Origin of the sequence: Kitasatospora indigofera (genome assembly GCF_014655955.1) — a bacterium.
Lineage (GTDB): Bacteria > Actinomycetota > Actinomycetes > Streptomycetales > Streptomycetaceae > Kitasatospora > Kitasatospora indigofera.
Window position 1 is genome coordinate 19,477 of record NZ_BNBO01000044.1, and the last position, 20,053, is coordinate 39,529.

16 protein-coding genes, 1 tRNA gene and 1 other RNA gene are annotated in these 20,053 nt (G+C 73.9%); 10 read left to right on the plus strand and 8 right to left on the minus strand.

The window, feature by feature from the left end:
• Window positions 1–19 precede the first annotated feature (19 nt).
• Both IE329_RS28920 and IE329_RS28925 read right to left on the minus strand, forming a co-directional pair.
• Entirely contained in the window at window positions 20–2,548 is a 2,529-nt protein-coding gene (locus IE329_RS28920; RefSeq protein ID WP_190213950.1) for an ABC transporter permease, read from the minus strand.
• Window positions 2,548–3,345, minus strand: coding sequence for an ABC transporter ATP-binding protein (locus IE329_RS28925; protein ID WP_190213951.1), 798 nt, complete (start codon window positions 3,343–3,345; stop codon window positions 2,548–2,550). The genes IE329_RS28920 and IE329_RS28925 overlap by 1 nt, the downstream gene beginning before the upstream one ends.
• A gap of 94 nt (window positions 3,346–3,439) precedes the next feature.
• Between IE329_RS28925 and IE329_RS28930 the strand changes: the two genes are divergently transcribed.
• Together IE329_RS28930 and IE329_RS28935 are read left to right on the plus strand one after the other, a co-directional pair.
• Window positions 3,440–4,429 (plus strand): helix-turn-helix transcriptional regulator, encoded by a 990-nt coding sequence (locus IE329_RS28930; RefSeq protein ID WP_190213952.1) that lies wholly within the window; start codon window positions 3,440–3,442, stop codon window positions 4,427–4,429.
• Window positions 4,430–4,589: 160 nt separating this feature from the next.
• Window positions 4,590–6,098, plus strand: coding sequence for an alpha/beta hydrolase (locus IE329_RS28935; protein ID WP_190213953.1), 1,509 nt, complete (start codon window positions 4,590–4,592; stop codon window positions 6,096–6,098).
• Between the two features lie 272 nt (window positions 6,099–6,370).
• Here the strand turns inward: IE329_RS28935 and IE329_RS28940 are convergent, their stop codons facing one another.
• Window positions 6,371–8,206, minus strand: coding sequence for an acyl-CoA dehydrogenase family protein (locus IE329_RS28940; protein ID WP_190213954.1), 1,836 nt, complete (start codon window positions 8,204–8,206; stop codon window positions 6,371–6,373).
• A gap of 280 nt (window positions 8,207–8,486) precedes the next feature.
• Between IE329_RS28940 and IE329_RS28945 the strand changes: the two genes are divergently transcribed.
• Window positions 8,487–9,788 (plus strand): ALF repeat-containing protein, encoded by a 1,302-nt coding sequence (locus IE329_RS28945; RefSeq protein ID WP_190213955.1) that lies wholly within the window; start codon window positions 8,487–8,489, stop codon window positions 9,786–9,788.
• 201 nt (window positions 9,789–9,989) lie between these two features.
• On the opposite strand, the gene IE329_RS28950 is transcribed toward IE329_RS28945, so the two are convergent.
• Both IE329_RS28950 and IE329_RS28955 read right to left on the minus strand, forming a co-directional pair.
• Complete coding sequence (locus IE329_RS28950; protein WP_190213956.1) at window positions 9,990–10,574, minus strand: hypothetical protein; 585 nt, start codon at window positions 10,572–10,574, stop codon at window positions 9,990–9,992.
• Entirely contained in the window at window positions 10,532–11,938 is a 1,407-nt protein-coding gene (locus IE329_RS28955) for a serine/threonine-protein kinase (protein ID WP_190213957.1), read from the minus strand. The genes IE329_RS28950 and IE329_RS28955 overlap by 43 nt, the downstream gene beginning before the upstream one ends.
• A 396-nt stretch (window positions 11,939–12,334) precedes the next feature.
• On the opposite strand from IE329_RS28955, the gene IE329_RS28960 reads away from it, so the two are divergent.
• Window positions 12,335–13,489, plus strand: a complete 1,155-nt coding sequence (locus IE329_RS28960; protein WP_190213958.1) for a N(5)-(carboxyethyl)ornithine synthase — start codon at window positions 12,335–12,337, stop codon at window positions 13,487–13,489.
• A 95-nt stretch (window positions 13,490–13,584) separates the two neighbouring features.
• Here IE329_RS28960 and IE329_RS28965 read toward each other — a convergent pair whose 3' ends face one another.
• Together IE329_RS28965 and IE329_RS28970 are read right to left on the minus strand one after the other, a co-directional pair.
• Window positions 13,585–14,253 carry a hypothetical protein gene (locus IE329_RS28965; RefSeq protein ID WP_190213959.1) on the minus strand — a complete coding sequence of 223 codons (669 nt, stop codon included), beginning with the start codon at window positions 14,251–14,253 and terminating at the stop codon, window positions 13,585–13,587.
• A 441-nt stretch (window positions 14,254–14,694) separates the two neighbouring features.
• On the minus strand, window positions 14,695–16,245 hold the full coding sequence (locus tag IE329_RS28970) for a hypothetical protein (protein ID WP_190213960.1): 1,551 nt from the start codon (window positions 16,243–16,245) through the stop codon (window positions 14,695–14,697).
• Between the two features lie 465 nt (window positions 16,246–16,710).
• Between IE329_RS28970 and IE329_RS28975 the strand changes: the two genes are divergently transcribed.
• The 5 genes from IE329_RS28975 (at window position 16,711) to IE329_RS28995 (ending at window position 19,520) form a co-directional block, all read left to right on the plus strand.
• Complete coding sequence (locus IE329_RS28975) at window positions 16,711–16,995, plus strand: hypothetical protein (RefSeq protein ID WP_190213961.1); 285 nt, start codon at window positions 16,711–16,713, stop codon at window positions 16,993–16,995.
• Window positions 16,977–17,390, plus strand: a complete 414-nt coding sequence (locus IE329_RS28980) for a PIN domain-containing protein (protein WP_190213962.1) — start codon at window positions 16,977–16,979, stop codon at window positions 17,388–17,390. Before IE329_RS28975 ends, IE329_RS28980 begins: the two co-directional genes overlap by 19 nt.
• Before the next feature lie 344 nt (window positions 17,391–17,734).
• On the plus strand, window positions 17,735–18,379 hold the full coding sequence (locus IE329_RS28985) for a VOC family protein (RefSeq protein ID WP_190213963.1): 645 nt from the start codon (window positions 17,735–17,737) through the stop codon (window positions 18,377–18,379).
• A 203-nt stretch (window positions 18,380–18,582) separates the two neighbouring features.
• The gene (locus IE329_RS28990) at window positions 18,583–19,017 is read left to right on the plus strand and encodes a YdeI/OmpD-associated family protein (protein WP_229927850.1); all 435 of its coding nucleotides are present in this window, start codon (window positions 18,583–18,585) and stop codon (window positions 19,015–19,017) included.
• 77 nt (window positions 19,018–19,094) lie between these two features.
• Entirely contained in the window at window positions 19,095–19,520 is a 426-nt protein-coding gene (locus IE329_RS28995; RefSeq protein WP_190213964.1) for a DoxX family protein, read from the plus strand.
• A 152-nt stretch (window positions 19,521–19,672) separates the two neighbouring features.
• On the opposite strand, the gene IE329_RS29000 is transcribed toward IE329_RS28995, so the two are convergent.
• Window positions 19,673–19,757 (minus strand) — tRNA-Ser (locus IE329_RS29000).
• A gap of 128 nt (window positions 19,758–19,885) precedes the next feature.
• Between IE329_RS29000 and ffs the strand changes: the two genes are divergently transcribed.
• An RNA gene (ffs, locus tag IE329_RS29005) (signal recognition particle sRNA small type) lies at window positions 19,886–19,982 on the plus strand.
• Window positions 19,983–20,053 lie beyond the last annotated feature (71 nt).

The following is a 20,053-nucleotide window of genomic DNA, read 5'->3' on the forward strand; positions in this document are numbered from 1 at the left end:
GGTGGGGGACGGGCGGCCCCTACTCGCGGGCGCCGATCGCCCCCGCCGCGTCCGCACGCAGCGCCAGCCGGGCCGGCAGCGCGGTGGCCACGAAGGCGAGCGCCGCCGCCGCGGCGACCACGCCCAGGTAGGTGAGCGGCGGTGCGTACGGCCGGGCCGCCCCCGTCATGCCGGTGCTGTAGGCCGCCAGCGTCGCGTACGCGACGGCCGAGCCGAGCCCGACGGAGAGCAGCACCACCATCAGCGTCTCCCAGCGGAGCATCGCCCGGACCTGCCGTCCGGTGGTGCCGATCAGGCGCAGCAGCGCGAACTCCCGGCGCCTGGCGGCGGTCGCCATCACCAGGGTGTTCACCACCGCGATGCCGGTGAAGGCGATGATCAGGCCCATCGCGACGTAGTTGACCTGCGCCTGGCTGCCGGCCTGCGCGCTCCGGACGGCGTCGAGCTCCGCGCGGCCGAGGATCCGTACGGCGGGGAAGGGCCGGGCCGCGGCGGCCAGCTCCTCGCGCGTCGCCGTGCCGGCCACCAGCACCGAGGAGGCGAGCGGGTTGTCCACGTGCGCCGCCAGCACACCCAGGGGCAGCAGCAGGTCGCCGAAGCCGAGGCCGCGCTCGTAGACGGCGACCACCCGCAGCGGCACGGTGACCCCGTCGCCCAGGGTGACCGGCAGGGTTCCGCCGACCGTGGCCCTCCTGGTGTCGGCGGCGAGCCGGCTGAGGGCGACGGTGTCCTCGCCCATCGCGTCCAGCGACCCGGCGGTGACCTCCGGGTCCATGGTCCGGCCGAGGCCGCGCGGGGTGACGCCCTGGGCCGGGAACCGGTCCGGGCCCGCGTAGACCGTCGACCGGACCACCTCGGTCACCGCCACCACGCCCGGCACCCCGCGCACCGCCTCGGCGGCGGCCCCGGGCACGCCCGGCCCGGCGGCGGCCAGCACGTACGGGGCGGTGGTGCCGGCCCGCACCTGCTCGCCCGCCGCGTGGCTCGCGGTGGTCTGGGTGAACAGGATCGTCGAGGCCATCGCGACGGCCAGGCTCAGCGGCGTGACCACGGCGGCGAGGCGCTGGGCCGAGGCGCGGGCGTTCTGCGCGGCGAGGAACCCGGCGGATGGCGAGAGGGCCTGGACGACCCGGCCCAGCACCGTCGTGGCGAACCGGACCGCCGACGGGCCGAGCAGGGCGGTGGCGACCGCCGCCAGGACCACGGACAGGAAGGTCACCGGGGTGGCGCCGGCGTCCGTGTGCAGACCGGACAGGACGAGCACCAGCACCACGTACCCGACGGCCGCCAGCACGCCCGCGACCAGCCGCCCGGCCCCCGGCCGGGCCCGCGGTGCCGCGGCCTCGGCGAGTCCCTCGGTGGGGTGCACCCGGGCCGGGCGCCGCGCCGACACCCGGGCTGCGCCCCAGCCGGCCAGCAGCGTCGCCAGCACCGCCGCGACCGGCGGGAAGGGGCTCAGCAGCAGGTGCAGGGTGTCCGGCAGCGCGCCGATCGCGAGGAAGCGCCGGTGCAGCCAGCCGGCCAGCGCGAGGCCGGCCACCGCGCCGGGGAGGCCCGCCAGCAGGCCGACCACCAGGGCCTCGCGGCCGACCGTCCGGCGCAGCTGGCGGGGCGTCGCCCCGATCGCGCGGAGCAGCGCCAGCTCGCGCACCCGCTGCTGGACGGAGAGCGAGAAGGTGCCCGTCACCACCAGCAGGGCCACCAGCAGTGAGGTGCCGCCCATCGCGGCGCCCATGCTGACCAGCTTCACTCGGGCCTTGCCGGCCGCCAGGAACTCGGCCGGGCCGAGGGCGTCGCCCGACCGGACCTCGGCCGTCGTGCCGGCCAGCGCCGCGACGGCCCGGGCCCGTACCGCGGCCAGGTCCGCGCCGGGCTCGGTGAGCAGTCCGACCGCGGCGACCTGCCCGGGGCGGCCCGCCAGCCGCCGGGCCTCGCCGGCGGTGAAGAACAGCGCCGACTGCCGGGCCGGCCGGCCGCCGGCGGGAGAGACCACCCCGACCACGCGGTACGCGGCGGGCGCGGCGCCGGACTGCACGGTGACCGTGCCGCCGACGCCGGCCCCGGCGCTCCGGGCGGCCGCCGCGTCCAGCACGATCTCGTCGTCGGCGGCGGGCGCGCGCCCGGCGTCCAGCCCGAACGGGGTGAGCACGGCGGACTCCCAGGCGTGCCCCCAGGAGGAGCCGCCGGCGGCCCGGCCGGCTGGGGCCAGCACCTCGGCGGGGAAGGTGAGTTCGGGGACGACCGCGCGGACACCCGGCAGCGCGGTGAGCCGGTCCGCGGTGCCGGCGTCCAGCCAGGCCCGCTCGGTCAGCGCCTTGGCCTTGTCCTTCGTCTTGTCCCCCTTCCGCTCGACCCGGTGCAGTTCCTGGTCCGCCGTGACCAGCAGGGGCGTACCGGCGTACCGCTCGGTGGGGATCCGGCCGCGCAGGCCGGTCTCCAGCAGCGCGCCGCAGGCGGTGACCAGCGCGGCGGCGCACATCAGCGCGACGAACGCGCCGGCGAAGGCCCCCTTGCGGGCCCGCAGGGTGCTCAGGGCGAGGAAGAACATCAGGCCCACGCTCCCAGCCGGCTCATCCGGTCGGCCACCAGCTCGGCGGTCGGCGCGGTCAGCGCGTCCGCGAGGGCGCCGTCGGCGAGGAAGAGCACGGTGTCGGCGTAGGAGGCGGCGACCGGGTCGTGGGTGACCATCACGACGGTCTGGCCCAGTTCGTCGACGGTCTGCCGGAGCAGTCCCAGCACCTCCTTCGCCGTCACGGTGTCCAGCGCGCCGGTGGGTTCGTCGCCGAACACCACCTCCGGCCGGGTCACCAGCGCCCGGGCGACGGCCACCCGCTGCTGCTGCCCGCCGGACAGCTCGGCCGGGCGGTGCCCGGTGCGGTCCGCCAGGCCCACCCGCTCGACGATCTCCGCCAGCCAGGCCCGGTCGGGGCGGCGCCCGGCCAGCCGCAGCGGCAGCGTGATGTTCTGCAGGACCGTCAGGGACGGCATCAGGTTGAACGCCTGGAACACGAAGCCGATCCGGTCCCGGCGCAGCCGGGTCAGCCGGGTCTCGTCCAGCCCGGTCAGCTCGCTCCCGCCGAGCGTCACCGTGCCGCCGGTGGGGCGGTCGAGGCCGGCGGCGCAGTGCAGGAAGGTGCTCTTCCCGGAGCCGGAGGGCCCCATCACGGCGGTGAAGCTGCCGCGCGGGATGTCGACGCTGACGCCGCGCAGCGCGTGCACGGTGGCGGCGCCGCGGCCGTACACCTTGGTGACCGAGGACAGGCTGACGGCCGCCTCCGGCCGGCTGCCGGCGGTGCGGTCCGGCGCGGCGGCCGGGCGGGCCGAGGACGAGAAGATCTTGGGCATGACCCCAGCGTGCTCCCCCGCCGGGACCTGTTCTAGTGTCAGAAACGGCAACGGATGACAGCTTGTTGCCACTCGACCGGGGATCGGGGGAACGTTGTCGGGTCTGATCGCGCTGGGGGTTCCGGACGAACACCTGCGGCTGTACCGGTACTTCCTGCGACATCCGGGCCATGCGGCCGAGGCGGCCGGCACCGCCTTCGGCTGGGACCGCGACACCGTCGAGGAGGCCCTGGAGCGGCTGCAGGGGAAGGGCCTGATCCGTCTCTCGGACCAGCACACCGTGCTGGTCTCGGACCCTTCGGTGGCGGTCGAGTGGCTGGTCGAGCAGCAGCTCGGCGAGCTGCGGAACACCACCGACCAGGTCGTCGCCGCCCGCAAGGTGATCGCCGCGCTCGCCGAGGAGCACAAGCACGGCCTGGCGGAGACGCCCGTCGGCGAGATCGAGCGGGTGGACGGGGTCGACGCCATCCGCGACCGCCTCGCCGACCTGGCCTTCTTCACCTTCCGCGAGCTGATGGCGCTGCTGCCGAACCGGTGGCAGCCGGAGAGCATCGAGCAGGCCCGGCAGTCCGACCTGCGGATGCTGCGGCGCGGCATCCGCTGGCGCACGGTCGTTGGCCCGGAGGCGGTCGCCGACCCGGGGACCAGCGCCTACCTGCGCGAACTCGTCGCGCTCGGCGGCGAAGTACGGTTCACCGACCAGGCGATCCGGCGGATGGTGATCTGGGACCGCGGCGTCGCCATGGTGCCGGTCGACCCGGACGACTACCAGCAGGCGACCCTGGTGGTCCGGCAGGCCGGCCTGGTCGCCAACACGGTCGCCTGGTTCGAACAGGTCTGGGAGAGCAGCCGGGAGCTGCCCGCCGAGGAGAGCGACGGGGAGGGCGTCCCGCCGCCGCTGTCCGAGGTCGAACGCCGGGTCCTGGAGGTCCTCACCCGCACCGACAAGGACGAGGCGGCCGCCCGCGAGATGGGCGTCTCGCTGCGCACCTTCCGGCGCTACATCGCCGACATCATGCTGCGGCTGGGCGCGGCCAACCGGTTCCAGGCGGGCCTGCTGGCCAAGGAGCGGGGCTGGATCTAGGCCGGGTGGCCGGGGCCTTCGGCCCCAGGACCCCCGGCCTTCGGCCCCGGAGCCCCGCCGGCGGCCTTGAATCTCCCGCAGGGGGAGTTCCTACCGTACCGGCGAGCGCGGACGGCCGGCCCGGCCGACCGCGCGGACCGAGGTGGGCGGGGAGGCAGTCATGACGGCGTTCGTACTGGTGCCGGGCAGTTGGACCGGCGGCTGGATCTGGCAGGAGGTGGCCGACCGGCTGCGAGAGTCGGGCGCCGAGGTGCACCCGGTGACGCTCACCGGCATGGGGGACCGGCAGCACCTGGCCGGCCCCGGCACCGACCTGGAGACCCACATCGACGACCTGGTCCGGGTGATCGACGAGGTGCGGGACCCGCAGCTGGTGATCGTCGGCCACGACTACGGCATCCACCCGGTGCTGGGCGCCGCCGACCGGCGGCCGGAGCGGATCGCCCGGGTCGTGTACCTGGACGCCGGCATGCCGCAGGACGGCGACGCCGCGCTGCAACTGGCCGACCAGAGCGTCCGCGACCTGCTGCCCGGCCTCGACGGGCAGGAGACCGCCGACTGGCGGATCCCCGCGCCCGGGGCCGACGAGTGGCAGCGCGGCGGCAGCGTCGCGGGGCTCACCGCGGAGGCGCTGGCGCGGATGACCCGGCTCGCCGCACCGCAGCCGAGGGCCACCCTCACCCAGCCGCTCCGCCTGACGGGCGCCGCCGCCGGCCTGCCCACCACCGGCGTCCTCTGCACGGCCAACGGGAGGAGCATCGCCCTGGTGCAGGCCCTGGTCGGCCTCGGCGACCCGGGTCTGCAGCCGCTGACCGACCCGCGGGTGAGCTTCTTCGACCTCGACACCGGCCACTGGCCGATGCTCTCGGCGCCCGAGGAACTCTCCGCCGCCCTGCTGGCCGCCGCCGCCGGCGAGGGCCACCGGCTGTCCGCGGCGGCCGCCGAACGGCCCGCGCACCTGGAGCCCTTCGTGCTGGACGTCCCGGAGCGCCCCCGGGAGCGGATCGGCGCGGTCGACCTCTACCGCCCCGACGGCGACCTGCCCGCCCCGGCGATCGTGTTCGTCCACGGGGGCCCGGTGCCGGCCGGGGCGCGGCCCACCCCGCGCGACTGGCCGTCCTTCACCGGCTACGCCGGGTACGTCGCGGGCCTGGGCGCCGTCGGGGTGACGGTGGACCACGGGCTGCACGGCCTGGAGGACTTCGCCGAGGCCGCCGAGAACGTCGCCGCGGCGGTCGAACTCGTCCGGGCCGACCCGGGCGTGGACGGCGACCGCATCGCGATCTGGTACTTCTCCGGCGGCGGCCCGCTCTCGGCGGAGGTGCTGGCGGCGCCGCCGTCCTGGCTGCGCTGCGTCGCGGCGACCTACCCCGTCCTCGCGCCGCTGCCCAGCTGGGGGATGGCGGCCGACGGACGGTTCGCCCCCGCCGCGGCGGTGCGGTCGGCGGGCCGGCTGCCGATCGTCCTCACCCGGGTGGAGCTGGACATCCCGGAGATCGCGGCCACCGTCGAGGGGTTCCTGGCCGCCGCGAAGGACGCCGGGGCCGAGGTCGAGGTGATCGACGTACCGGGCGGCCACCACGGCTTCGAGACCGTCGACCGGACGGAGGAGGCCCGTGCGGCGGTGCGCCACGCCGTCCGGTCCGTCCTGGGGCACCTGCGCCGCTGAGGCTCCCCGGCCACCGGCCGGTCCACACCGAGGGTCCCGGCCGCAGGGGAGCCGGGACCCTCGGCGCGGAGGGCCGGGCGGTCCGGCGGCCGGGGAAGGTCCGGCCCGTGGGCCGGTGCCCGTCCAGGAGGCGCCGGCCCGTGCTGTGGTGGTCCGCGAAGTGCTGGCTCGCTGTTGCCGGCCCTCGCGGGGCCGGTGCGGGCGGGGCCGGTCATGGCGGGGCCGGTGCGGGCGGGGCCGGTCAGGAACAGGCCGGCTCGGGGAGCGCCGGTTCAGGAGCGGGACGCCGGGCCCGCCGCCAGCATCGGGAGCGACGACAGGTGCTCCTCCGGGATGTCGAAGGCCTCGGTCAGGGCGGCCAGGTGCGGGGCGAGCCGGGCGACCAGCCGCCGCCGGGTCCCGGCCAGGGCGCCGACCTGACCGGCCGTGAGCGCCTTCCCCACCAGCAGCAGCCCGCTGCGCGAGTCCACCTGCCCGAGCAGGAAGAGCGCGCACAGGTCCTCCAGGACGGCGCGCGTGGCTGGGTCGGCGACGTGGGCGCAGGCCGCGACGAACGCGTCCGCGGCCTTCCCCACCGCGTACGCCTCGACCAGGGCCAGCGCCGCGTCGGACGCGTTGTTCCAGCGGCCCAGGCCGTCGCCCGCCCGGTGGCCGCCCGCCCCGTCCCCGTCCGTCCCGTTGCCGCGGAGGTCGCGCCGGGCGGCGAGGTGCCAGTGGCGCTCGGCGGCGGCGAGGGCCCGCCGGAGGAAGCGGGGGTCGGTCGGGTCCTCCGCGCCGGTGGCCTCCCCGGCCGGCGGGGCCGGCTCGTGCCCGAAGATCATCTCGGCGCCGGCCTTGCACCAGATCGCCAGGTTGTCCCCCTCGGCGGTGATCGCCCCGTCCGCGTTGGCGGTGTACTCCGCCAGCCCGTTCACCGGGAAGAGCCCCTGGGCCCCGCAGCGCTCCCGGCTCTCGGTCATGATGTCCCGCGACTGCCAGGTGATCCAGCCCTTGGCGACGGCCACCAGGCGCTCGGTGTCCGCGCGCTCCCCGGGCCGGTGGGTGGTCCAGGTCTCGGTGACCGCCCGGTGCAGGAAGGTCATGGCGTACGCGGTGGCCACGCCCTCCAGCAGCCGGCCGTGGTGGCTGCGGTGCGCGGCCAGCGGGACCCGCCAGCCCTCGCCCGGGCCCGAGATGTGCCGTACGTAGGCGTAGCGGACCGCCGTGGCCAGGGCCGCCCGGCAGCCGCCGAGCGCGCTCGCGCTCATGCAGAGCTTGCCCACCGTCACCCGCCCGATGGCGTGCAGGAACCGCTTGCGCGAGCTGCCCACCGTGCTGGTGAACGTGCCGTCCGGCAGCAGCCGGCCGTGCGGCCCCTGGATCAGCGCGGTCCGCGGCAGGCGGACGTGGTGGAATCCGGTGACGCAGTGGTCCACCGGACTGCCGGTCCGCTCCGGCAGCATCGTGACGGTGACCCCCGGCAGCGTCCCCCGGTGGTCGCTCAACGGGGTGAGGAACAGGAAGACCCCTTGGTCCCGGTCGTCGACCAGCAGCCGGGCCGCGACGACGGCCGTCTTCGGCCCGCCCGCCGGGCCGGTGTTCGGCATGTACTTCCGGGCGCCCTCGTTCGGCGTGTGCAGCACGAACCCGTCGCTCTCCCGGTCGTAGCGGGCGACGGTCTCCAGCGCGGCCGCGTCGTTGCCGTGCGCCCGCTCGGTGCACAGGAAGGTTCCGATCCGGGCCAGCGAGGTGAACTCGCCCAACTGGCGCTCCGGTGAGACCTCGTCGTCGAGCACGCTGCCCAGGAAGAGGTTGTAGTGGATGCCGGCCACGGTGGCCGTCGCGCCGTCCACCACCGCGGCCCATTCGTGCAGCGCGGCCAGCCCGCGCGGATCCCCGGCCAACCACTCGGGGGAGAGCGGGAGTTCGGCGTTCAGCGCGCGCAGGCGGTCGTAAGCGAGCTGCCACCGCTCCTCGATCCGGGCCCCGGGGCGGTAGCGGAACAGGTCGGCGGAGACGGCCTTGCGCCAGTGCCCGTGGAGGTAGGCGCCGTCGGGACCGTCCTCGAAGAGGAGCCCGGTTAAGCCGTCGAGGTCGAGGGTGGCAGGTGTGGCGGTCGTCGTCATCATGATCGGTTCAACGACGGCGGACGGGGTGCAGGAACGATCTTTCTGTTGCCGCTGCGTAAAACCTCACCGACGCCCGGGCGCTCCCGGGCGCCCGGCACGGTGCCGGTCTGCCGGCACGGCACGAGGCCGACGCCGACGGGACGGGGCGTACGAGGGAATCCCGAGGTCAGGACGTGACGGAAACGTGTTCGCCCATGGGCTGTTGTGGTTATACGATCATTCGGCCGACCGCTGTCGAGTCGCGGCGGAGTTCATTCATGCACAGATCCCCGGGGGACCGTTGAAGATCCGTCGTTCGCTCGCTGCCGCCGTCTTCCTGGCCACCGCGGCCGCACCCCTCGCAGCGGGAACCGCCCCGGCGTTCGCCGACACCGTCCCCGCGGGGCAGGAGCAGACCGACCCGGCCGGGACGACGGCGGACGAGGAGAACCGGGCGGCGATCGAGAGGCTGCTGGTCTACCCGAACGACTACCTGCTCACCGCCCCGAGCAACTACCTGCGCGAGCACGCGGCGGCGGCGCTCGCCGGCACCCCGGCCGACCGCGCGCGGTTCCTCGCGTCGGAGGTGGACCGGATCCGCCGGGACGACGCGCGGATCGCCATCCTGCAGATCATGAACGTCGGCGGCCCGGCGGTGAAGAAGGCCGGCAACGCCGCGTTCCCGACGGACGACCTCGACGTGTACCGCGCCTTCCTGAACGTCGGCCAGTACACGGCCCGCGCCGAGGACGAGAACCGCGCCGAGGCGCAGCGGCTCCTCGACGACCCGGGCAGCGGCCTGGGCGTGCGCGAGGGTGCGGAGAAGGCGCTCGCCGGTACCGCCGCGGACGTCGAGCACTTCCTCAAGGTGGAGCTGGGGTCGCTGCGGGAGGTCGACGACCGTGTGCTGCTCATGCAGATCCTGTCCCGCGGCGGCCCGGCCGTGCACAAGGCCGCCAGCAAGGCGATGTCGGGCACCATCGAGGACGTCCGCGCCTTCCTGAAGACCGGTCAGTACATCGCCCGGGCCGAGGACGAGAACCGCGCCGAGGCCCAGCGCATCATCGACGACCCGGCCACCGGCCGGCACGTCCGCGAGGCGGCGCAGAAGGCGCTCGCGGGCAGCGCCGCGGACGTCGAGCACTTCCTCAAGGTGGAGCTGGAGCCGCTGCGGGCGAGCGACGACCGGATCCGGGTCTCCCAGCTCATCGAGGCCGGCGGCCCCGAGGTCCGCAAGGCCGGCACCGCCGCGCTCGACGGCGCCGTCGAGGACGTCCGCGCCTTCCTGAAGGAGGGCCAGTTCACGGCCCGCGCCAAGGACAAGGCGGCGGAGCAGGCCGCCGCCGAGGCCGCCGGGGCCAACGCCGGCAGCACCCCGGCGGGCGGCGCCGTGGTCCCCGCCTCCGTCACCACCGCCACGACGGCCGGCTCGACGACCGTCACCTCGACCCCGGTCGTCACCACCGGCACCCGGGGCGCCGGCGGCTCGCTGGCCGCCACCGGCTCGACCGTCCCGCTCGGGCCCCTCGGCGCCGCCGCCGGTGCGGCCGTCGTCCTGGGCGCCGGCGCGGTCGTCGCCTCGCGCCGCCGCCCGCAGGCCTGATCGCGCTTCTCCGCAGGCCTGATCCTCCTTCCTCGCAGGCCTGATCGCCGCCCTCCGCCGGCCGCCGCGCTCGTCGCGACGGCCGGCGGAGTGCTGCGCCCGGCGAGGGCGGCCGGCAGCCGGTGCGTCCGGCCTCCGTGCCCGTGCCTGTGCCTGTGCCCGAACCGGGCGCCTCGACCCCGCGGAGGACGCCCGCGTGCCTCAGCCCTTCTTCCGCAGCACCACGAACTGGTCCGGCTTGATCAGGTCCATCTCGTAACGGAGGGTGTCGTCCGGCAGCATCATGACCTTGGGGTAGACCACCCCGTGGTCGTCGGCGGCGAGGCACTCCCGACCGGAGGAGGAACCGGTCACCCGGGACGCGTAGGTGACCCGGCTCTCGTCGGCATCGGTGAGCGTCCAGGCGAATTCGCACCAGCTGCCGGTCTTCGGCGTCTCGGTGCGGACCTTGCTCCTCTCCTCGCTCGGCGCCGACTGGACGATGGTGAGGGTGACGGTGGAGACGTCCCCGTCGGCCGCCCTGCGCTCGCCGACCCATGTCCCGAGGAACTTCGCGGGGATGCTGCCCGGCCCCTGGTCCGTGGGGGTCGCGCCGGGCGCGGGACCGTCCTCGGCCGGACCGGAGTCGTCGCCGGCCGGCTCGGGGCTCTTCGAAGCCGCGGGCTTCGTGCTGCCCCCGGCCGGGGTGGTCTGCCCGGAGTTCGCTGCGCCGCCCTTCCGGTCGGTCTCCCGCAGCCGCTCGATCAGCAGGTACCCGCCGCCGAGCAGCAGGACGACGGCCAGCACGGCCGCCAGCGCGCCGTACCCCCGTCGGCCGTCCGGCCGCCGCGGGTGGGGCCCGTGGCCCGGCACCGCGGCCGGTGCCGGCGCGGGTGGTGCGGGCGTCGGCACCGGGGTGGGGACCGGGGTCGGCGTGAACGGTCCGACCGGCCCGTAGGGCCCGGGGGGCGGCGGGCCGAAACCCGGGGCGGCCGGGGGCCCGAACCCGGGCGCCCCGGGAACTCCGGTCGCACCGGTGGCCCATGGCGCATCGGGAGCCGCTGGAACACCGGCGCCCGGTACGGCCCGGGTGGCCTCGGCCGCCCGCGCCGCCCGCGCCGCCCGCGCCGCCTCGGCAACTGTCGGGCTCCCGGCGGGAGCCCGGGGTCCGGTCGCCGCCTCCGGCGCCCGTGCCGCGGCCCCGTCCGTCCCGGGCTTCTCCTCCGGGGCCGTCTCCTCCGGGCCGTCTCCTCCGCGGTCTCGCGTTCCCCCTCCAGGTCCAGCAACTGCACGGCGCTGCGCCCGACCGCCGCCGCCAGCGCCGACGGCAGCCAGTCCCCGTGGCCCTGCCGGGCGGTGGCCGCGCCGTCGCCGTCCAGCCGTGCCCGCAGCTGCCCGGTGGTCGGGCGGGCCGACGGGTCCTTGGCCAGGCAGTCACGGACGAGGAGGAGCAGCGGACCGGCCAGCCCCGAGAGGTCGGGCTCCTCGTGCAGCACCCGGTAGAGCAGGACGGGCGCGCTCACCCCGGAGCCGAACGGCATCGCGCCCGTCGCCGCGTACGCGAGGACCGCGCCGAGCGAGAAGACGTCGCTGGCCGGCCCGGCGGGCAGCCCGTTCGCCTGCTCCGGCGACATGAAGCCCGGTGAGCCGAACACCTGGCCGGACTGCGTCAGCACGGTGGTGGCGTCCAGCGCACGGGCGATGCCGAAGTCGATCAGCCGCGGCCCGTCCAGGGTCAGCAGCACGTTCGACGGTTTGACGTCCCGGTGAACCAGCCCGAGGCGGTGCACATGGGTGAGCGCCTCGGCGAGGCCCACGCCCAGGGTCCGAACGGCCGGCTCGGGCAGCGGACCGAACTCCCTCACGGCGGTGGTGAGTGCGGGACCGGCGACGTAGCCGCTGGCCACCCAGAGGCGCCCGCCCTCGGTGTCCGCGTCCAGGACCGGCGCCGTCCAGGTGCCGCCGACCCGCCGGGCCGCCTCCACCTCCTGACGGAACCTCGCCCGGAACTCGGGGTCCCCGGTCAGGTCGGGGCGGACCACCTTGACGGCGACGGTCCGCCCACCCGTGGTCCGGCCGAGGTAGACCCGGCCCATCCCGCCCGCGCCGAGCTGCCGCAGCAACCGGTACTCGCCCACCTGCCGCGGATCGTCCGCCGTCAGCGGCTGCATGCCCACGCTCCCCTCGACGCCCTGCTCGGCCGTCCCCGCCCCACGCGTCCGGAGCAGACGCTATCGGTCCGGGAGCACCCGTGGGACGCGATCGCGGTCACGGAAACCATCGTCCGACGATCACGGCGGGCCCGGCCTGCCGGCCCCGTGCCGGCCCGCCGTTCCCGCAGCGTCCCGTGGTCTGTCCGGGCTTTCCCCGGTCCGGCTTCCGCTTCGTCCCGCCCGGGTCCGGGGGCCGGGTGCGGCCGGGGCGATCGGTGGGCATCGCCTCGTGGACCGGCCCCGGGCGGGGCGGCCCGGCCGAACGGGGGCCGGCCGTACGGGGCCCGGGTCAGCCGCTCGCGGTGCTCGCGATTAGGTGGGGCGTGCTACACCTGAAGTAATCAAAGGGGCACTTTGCATCAACTGAATCTCGGCATCATGGCGCAGTCACGCAAGGAGAACGAGCACCGACTGCCGGTCCATCCCGCACATTTCGACCGGATCGACGCCGACCTCCGTGGACGCATTCACCTTGAGCAGGGCTATGGGGAGCGCTTCGGGGTCTCCGACGAGCAACTGGCCCCCCTCGTCGCCGGATTGATCCCACGGGCGGAGCTGATCGCGCAGTCCGACGTGGTCCTGATGGCGAAGCCGATGCCCGAGGACGTCGCCGAGCTGCGCGAGGGGCAGGTCCTCTGGGGCTGGCCGCACTGCGTTCAGGACGAGAAGGTCACCCAGACGGCCATCGACCGCCGGCTGACGCTCATCGCCTTCGAGGCGATGAACCACTGGACCAGTGACGGCTCGTTCAACCTGCACGTCTTCCACAAGAACAACGAGATGGCCGGGTACGCCTCGGTGCTGCACGCCCTTCAGTTGCGGGGTTCGACCGGGGACTACGGCCGTCGGCTGCGCGCGGTCGTGATCGGCTTCGGGGCGACCGCCCGAGGAGCCGTGACGGCCCTGAACTCCCTGGGGGTGCACAACGTCGACGTGCTCACCGCGCGTGGCGTCACCGCGGTCAGCTCACCGATCCACTCCGCGCGCATCGTCCAGTTCGATCACGACGAGGCGAACGAGACCACCGACCCGCGCCGCAGCCACGCCCTCACCCAGGACGGCCGGATACCGCTGGCGGAGTTCCTGTCCGCACACGACATCATCGTCAACTGCGTGCTGCAGGACACCGGGGCGCCGCTGACGTTCCTGATCGACGAGGACCTCGACACGCTGGCTCCGGGCACCCTCGTCATCGATGTCTCCTGCGACGAGGGGATGGGCTTCAGCTGGGCGCGGCCCACCACCTTCGCCGATCCGATGTTCACGGTCGGTGACAACGTGCACTACTACGGCGTGGACCACAGCCCCTCCTACCTGTGGAACTCCGCCACCTGGGAGAACAGCGAGGCGCTGATCCCGCACCTGCGCGCGGTCCTCGGCGGTCCCAGCAGCTGGGAGGCCGACGAGACCATCCGTCGTGCCATCGAGATCCGTGGAGGCACTGTCCAGAACCCGGCCGTGCTGGCGTTCCAGCACCGGTCCCCGGACTACCCCCACGCCAAGGTGTAACCGCTGCCGGCCGGACCCGGGGCCGGGACGGTGAACGCCGAAGGCCCCGACCGCGGTCGGGGCCTTCGAGCCGCCCCGGATCTCCGGTCGGCCGGCTACTTGCGTCCCGGTGTCCACTTCATGCCGAGCCGGTATGCCCGCGAGATCACGTCCTGGATGCCGGGCCCGTCCTGCGGCGTGAACCACCGGACCTCGCGTCCGACGACGAGTTCACCCTTCTGCCGCTTGATCAGGGCGATCGCACACGCGCGTGCCTGCGGCGGGCATTCGTCGAGACGCACCTCGAACCGGTCCCCGCGGTCGGAGGTGAGGGTCACCAGCGCGTCGAGGCCACGGAAGTCCCCCGAGCCCTCGTAGATGTAGACGAAGAGCAGCAGTTTGGAGAACTCGGCCTGGTGATCCAGGTTGATGACGAGGTTCTCGCCCGCGGCCCGCGCGCCGGTCCGGTCGTCCGCGTCCAGCGCGACGTACGGGAAGTGGCCCACCGCGCCGAACGAATCGCCGAGCGCCTGGACAACGGTTTTGCTGCCGTCGCTGAACCTGATCATGCACCCGAGGTCGAGATCCACGTCCTTGACCGACCCCGCCTGCAGAGAGGCCCGCATCCGCCGGAGCAGGCCTCGCGCTTCCCCGGCCTTCTGCTGTGCGGCGGCCTGCGCCGAGGTCCAGTTCAGGTTGACCCGGATGAGACCGGACGTCACGCCGTGCTTGTCCAAGGAGACGCTGGGGGAGGATTTCGTCAGGACCACTGCGCTGGAGGCCATGGGGCGGCCCCTTCCGGGAGAACGGATCGGGACGGGACGGGCGTAGTGGACATCGAAGCCCCGGTCCGCACCGGCGGGACGGAGGTTCGCTGATTCGTGACCGCTCCGACACCGGATCGCTCTCCAACGGAACCGTGGCGGAGTGCGGCGAAGGCCCGGGCCGCCGGGCGGTCCGGGCCCGCTGCCGGCGGAGGGTGCCGGATTCGAACGGTGAAGGGTCCCCAACATGCCCGGCGGCGTGGAGCGCGCAACGGGCGCCCGTCAGAATTCCTACTTCTCTGCGACTGCGTGGATCCTGTCCGGGCCGCGGACCGTGCAGGTGGGGACCGTGCAAGTGGGGGACGAGGAGGCCCGAGCGAAAATGGGACCAGGTCTGCCCTGCGGCGATCATCCTTGCCTGCCCTCGCGGGCCGGCATCGGGTGGAATCGCGTCGCTGCGGCTCAGCGGTGGTGGGTGGCCAGGTCGATCAGGTGGTGTGCGACCGTGGCCGGGATCGCGGGGTTGGCGGCAGCGTTCTGGGCCGAGCCCTGGTCGCGGAGCAGGGTGGTCAGTGTGGGCACCGGCAGTTGCGGGTTGCGGGTCACGGCTGCGCGGAGCTGGTAATTGGTGGGTACGGGTAGGTCGCGGGTTTCCTGGGTGGCCCGGAAGTCCGCCTCGGTGGTGGCGAGCAGGCGCATCGCGGTGGCGGGGGACAGGCGCGGGTCGGCCGCGGCGGGGGCGTGCACCATCGGGTCCGGGTCGGTGGCGAGGTGTTCGACGGTCTCGGGGGTGCATTCGGCGGCGTACAGGGCGAGTCGGCGTTGTTTCGGGTCGGGGTGGTCGGCGAGGCCGTTCAGCGCCTCGCGGGGGAAGTCGGGGCGTTGCAGAACGGGCCAGGGCTCGGTCCAGTTCAGGGCGGCCTCCAGCAGCAGGTCGGCGGGCGGTGCCTCGTTGTGGTGGACGACGGCGTACCGCACCGAGGTCGCGGGGTCGCGGGCGAGCAGCTCCAGGACGTCGGGCGGCAAGGTCCGGGCCGCGGCGACGGCCTCCCGGACGTCCGTGCTCGCGGAGGCGGCGAGCCGGCGCATTGCCACGGGATCGCCGTGCTGGTCCTCGACCCAGTGCATCTGCCAGCGTGGCATGCGGGCGGGCAGGCCGGGCTGGATCTCGGCGCGCAACTCCGCAGGGGTGTCGGGGCGGACCGAGACCCTGGAACGGACGATCGCCTCGGGGTCGCGGGCCAGGACGGCGAGTGTGTCCGGGGTCAGCCGCTCGTTCTCGGCCAGGTAGCGGCGGACGCTTTTGTCGGGGTGGTCGAGCAGGTGTCGCAGGCAGTCCTCGTCGAAGTGCTGGAGGCTCGCCGCTTCCCACTGCTCATCCTCGTCCAGGGCATCGAACTCCGCGCGGGACATCGGGAGTTCGTGCCCGGCGCGGGGCCCGGCGGCCGCCCGCACCTCCGGGTCGGGATCGGCCACCAGGGCGGCACGCGAGTGCGCTCCCAGCCGCTCCCAGCCGCGTTCGCACAGCAGCGCGCGCACCTCGGGGTCGGGGTCGGCGGCCAGGGCCGCGGCCACCGGCTCGGGCAGGCCGCGGAAGTACAGGGCCCGCAGTCGCACCTTCGGGTCCGGATCGGTGGCCCAGCCCGCGAAATCCTCCGCGGTGGGGCGCGGTGCATGCCAGGAGGCCCGGTACAGCAGGATGTCCCGGCGCCAGCCGGCGGGCTCGTCGCCGATCAGCCGCACCCACTGCGCGACGCTCATCCCTCGCTGGTGCTCCGCCCATGCCCGGCGGATGTTCCACTCGGACCGGGCGACGGCGGCGTCGACGACCTCCGGCGGGTGCGTCCGGTCGGAGTACCCCACCAGGGTCGGTTCGACGGCGGCCAGCCGCACCCGGACGTCCAGCGCGGGGTGACAGCAGAGCCCGGAGATCCACGCCCACGCCATCCCGGGCCGCGCGGCCACCTCCTCGATGCCCTCGAACAGTCCGTCCCACTCCCCGGCATCCGACACCCCGGCCCCCTTCGTCTTCGACTGCGTACAGTGACACCCTACCCGCTCGCTGCGCAGTCAGGGAGAACCAACTAGCAGCATTCGAGGAGCTGTTGTGCACTGGCTCCCACTCCAAACCACGGCCGTGCCGACTCCGGAGAGTGATCATAGGTTCTGGCTCGGCCTCTTCCGGTGGGCGCGCAAGGAGTAGGTGGTGCTGTGCCCTTCAACCACGGGACGACGTTTGCCCTGGCGGGCGAAGGCGGAGGGTGCGAACCCGTGAGGGGTTGCCCCCCAACACGCCTTCCACCTGTTCGTCCGGCTGTCCGGCGGTGGCCGTAGGCGTTCCGGTCCGGGGTGGTGCGGATCGCTCGCCAGGCCGCGGACGACGCCGGACGGGGGTGAACGCAACCAAAAACGGCAACCACATCGACCGGCAGTTCAGGCCAGGGGTCTCAATTCCTACTTCTTTGATAATCTGGCTCCATGACTGAGATGCCCTACAGCATCGGCGAGGGGCCGGCCACCAGGGTCAGCCTCTCCCTGCCCGAAGGTACGGCCGAGGCCATCCGTCAACGGGTGGGCAAGCGTGAGTTCTCCGCGTTCATCACCGCAGCCGTCGAGCGGGAGTTGCGCGGTCAGATCCTGGACGAGTACCTGGCCGACTATGAACGCCGGAAGGGGGCGATCTCGGCGACGGAGCAGGACCGGGCCCGTCAGGTCTTCGACGAGGTGTTCGCCGAGGAGGGCGGATGGCCCGTCGCAAGCTGAGCCACGAAGGAACGCTGGTGCTCGACTCCGAGGGTCTGTCCAAGCTGCTCAACGACCACGAGCCCGCTGTCGCGCTGGTCGCGGAAGCCCGGAAGCGCGGCATGGAGGTGGCGATCAGCGCCCTGACCATCATCGAAGCCGTGCACAGCCGTACCGATCAGGCTCGCCTCCGGTGGATTCTTTCCGGACTGCGGATCGTGCAGGTGGGGGACGAGGAGGCCCGAGCTGCGTCCGCGATGCTGATCGCCGCAGGTCTTCACGGCCACAAGTACGCGATTGACGCGGCGGTGGCCGAGATGGCGCTGCGACAGCAGCGGCCGGTCGTTCTGCTGACGTCGGACATCGACGACATGACCAAGCTCTGCGGGGATCGCGTCCGGCTCGTGGCTGTCTGACGGTCGCCGTCCGGAGGTGGGCCGATCGACCGGCTTCGAGCGTGTGGGCGGCCTCGTCCGGCAGGTGGCCGAAGATGCGGGCGAGGGTGGTCCGGAGCACATGGGAGGCCCGTCGGGACTAGCCCCCCGTACGGCGGTTGAAGCCCGTCGGCCGGACGGATTCTTCCCGCTCGTCGCAGCGACGTCGGGCGACCCCCATGACGCGGGTACGGCGCATGACGCGGGCAGGGCCCGTGAGGCGGGTTCGGCCATCACGGGGGAGGGGATGCCGGGTTGCGTGCGGAGCAGGTCGCGCGACCGGTCAGGAATCGAGAAGCCCCGGCAGCCGTGCCGCCCCTAGCGTGATGGTCATGGCAACCAACGCTTCCACCGCAGCCCGCACGTCCCTCGCGTCCGTCACCCTTGAGGTGGCCGACCCCGAGGCCGCCCGCCGCTTCTACACCGCCTTCGGTGTGGACACGTACATAGGTCTGCGGGCGTCGGAGGGGCGCTCCACCGGATTCCGCGGCTTCACCCTGGCGCTGACGGTGTCCGGGCCGGCCACCGTCGACGGCTTCGTCGCCGCAGCGGTGGAGGCGGGCGCCACGGTGCTGAAGCCCGCTGCGAAGTCGCTGTGGGGTTACAGCGGCGTCGTCCAGGCCCCGGACGGGACGATCTGGAAGATCGCGACCTCGGCGAAGAAGGACACCGGACCCGCCACCCGCGAGATCGACGAGCTGGTCCTGCTGATCGGCGTCGAGGACGTGAAGGCCACCAAGCAGTGCTACGTCGACCGGGGCCTGACCGTGGCCAAGAGCTTCGGCGGCAAGTACGCCGAGTTCGCCCCCGGCGCCTCCAGCCGCGTCAAGCTGGCGCTGTACAAGCGCCGCGCCCTGGCCAAGGACCTCGGCGTCCCCGCCGACGGCACCGGCTCGCACCGCATCGTCCTCGGCGGCACCGCCGACACCTTCACCGACGCGGACGGCTTCGCCTGGGAGGCCGCGGCGTAGCCCGCTCCCGCACCGTCCTGAACCCCGCATGAAAAGGCGGTGGGCTGAGGCCGACCGGGGCCGGGACCAGCCACGATTTTCAAGCCCGCCGGCGCCCTGCCGTGGGGCGGGTGCGGCGGCACCGACCCGGACGGCTACGTCCGGAATCTCAGTTACAGCGCCCAGGGAACCGACCGGCCCTGCGCGGAGCGAAGGAGTACGTCGTGAAGTTCCGCACTCTCGTCGAGCCACCCGAGCCCATGCGGGGATTGGAAGTTCCGCCCGAGGTGGTCGAGGCGCTCGGCGGGGGCGCGCGACCGCCGGTGACGATCACCGTCAACGGGCATCGTTGGAGGAGCCGCGTCGCCGTCATGCGTGGCCGTCACCTGCTCGGTCTCAGCAACGCCAACCGGCGGGCCGCCGCTGTCGCGACCGGCGACGAGGTAGAGGTCGAGCTGGAGCTCGACACCGAGTCGCGCGTCGTCGTCGAACCCACGGACTTCGCCCGGGCCCTCGACGACGACCCGGCCGCCCGTGCCGCCTTCGACAATCTCACCGACAGCCGCAAGCGTGAACACGTGCGCGCCGTCGAGAACGCGAAGAAGCCCGAGACGCGCCGGCGGCGTATCGAGAAGGCCGTCGCCGCCCTGCGGGACTGAACCCGAACAACGACTTCGCCGGCCGATCAGACGCCGAGCGGAGGGCCGGCCTTGCCCGACCCCGGAAAGAGACGTGCATGTCCAAATACCTCAGAACCGGCCTGTACTGGTTCCTTGCCCTTGAGTTCGCGCTGGGAGCCGTGACGAAGTGCTGGCCGGGCGACACGATGTTCAGCACCGCGTACTCCGTGAAGTTCGCCGAGTGGGGCTACCCGTCCTGGATGCGCTTCGTGGTCGCTGCACTGGAAGGCGTCGCCGCCGTCCTGCTCGTGATGCCCGACCGGCGCACACGATTCCTGGCTGCCACGACGCTGGTGTTCGTGCTCACCGGCGCGGCCACCACCCACATCGTCAACCACGACCCGCCGGTGGAGAGCTGGGCCGCGCCGACCCACCTTGTCATCATGGGCATCCTCGCCCTGGCCAACTGGCCCGCCGACTGGCGACACCTCCTGCCGGCCGTCGGCGGCCTCCCGCGGTCCCGGCCGAAGATCGTGGGTTGATCCGTCGGTCGTCCGCGGTGCGCGACACGATGAGGGATCGACCACGGCCGGCCGTGCTGTGCCTGCGGGCCCGCCACAAACTGCCGAGCAAGGCAGTCCCACCATGAAACGACGAAGGCCCGGACCGCTGAGCGGTCCGGGCCTTCGGCCGGCGGAGGATACGAGATTCGAACTCGTGAGGGGTTGCCCCCAACACGCTTTCCAAGCGTGCGCCCTAGGCCACTAGGCGAATCCTCCGTGGGAGAGCTTAGTACATGTTTGGGGGTGCTCGCGACCAGCTATCCGCAGGTGGTCGTGGGCGGGGACCTGCGGATCGGAAGGTGGGGTGGGCGGTAGGAGGTGGGGCCGGGATCCGCTACTCTGGGGGCAGCCCCTCGTGTGGCGTTATCTCTCTGAACCCCCCCAGGGCCGGAAGGCAGCAAGGGTAGGAGGGCTCTGGCGGGTGCACGGGGGGTCTTTGCGTTCCCGGGGGCGGGGCCGGGTGGGGCCGGGGGCCGAGGGGCGCCGCGTTTGTCCGTGCGTCCCGATATCGT

Excerpts from the sequence above, each read along its gene's own strand:
- IE329_RS28920 (WP_190213950.1), bottom strand. The coding sequence starts at position 2,548 with ATGTTCTTCCTCGCCCTGAGCACCCTGCGGGCCCGCAAGGGGGCCTTC.
- IE329_RS28925 (WP_190213951.1), bottom strand. The coding sequence starts at position 3,345 with ATGCCCAAGATCTTCTCGTCCTCGGCCCGCCCGGCCGCCGCGCCGGAC.
- IE329_RS28935 (WP_190213953.1), top strand. The coding sequence starts at position 4,590 with ATGACGGCGTTCGTACTGGTGCCGGGCAGTTGGACCGGCGGCTGGATC.
- IE329_RS28940 (WP_190213954.1), bottom strand. The coding sequence starts at position 8,206 with ATGATGACGACGACCGCCACACCTGCCACCCTCGACCTCGACGGCTTA.
- IE329_RS28955 (WP_190213957.1), bottom strand. The coding sequence starts at position 11,938 with ATGCAGCCGCTGACGGCGGACGATCCGCGGCAGGTGGGCGAGTACCGG.
- IE329_RS28965 (WP_190213959.1), bottom strand. The coding sequence starts at position 14,253 with ATGGCCTCCAGCGCAGTGGTCCTGACGAAATCCTCCCCCAGCGTCTCC.
- IE329_RS28975 (WP_190213961.1), top strand. The coding sequence starts at position 16,711 with ATGACTGAGATGCCCTACAGCATCGGCGAGGGGCCGGCCACCAGGGTC.
- IE329_RS28980 (WP_190213962.1), top strand. The coding sequence starts at position 16,977 with ATGGCCCGTCGCAAGCTGAGCCACGAAGGAACGCTGGTGCTCGACTCC.
- IE329_RS28985 (WP_190213963.1), top strand. The coding sequence starts at position 17,735 with ATGGTCATGGCAACCAACGCTTCCACCGCAGCCCGCACGTCCCTCGCG.
- IE329_RS28995 (WP_190213964.1), top strand. The coding sequence starts at position 19,095 with ATGTCCAAATACCTCAGAACCGGCCTGTACTGGTTCCTTGCCCTTGAG.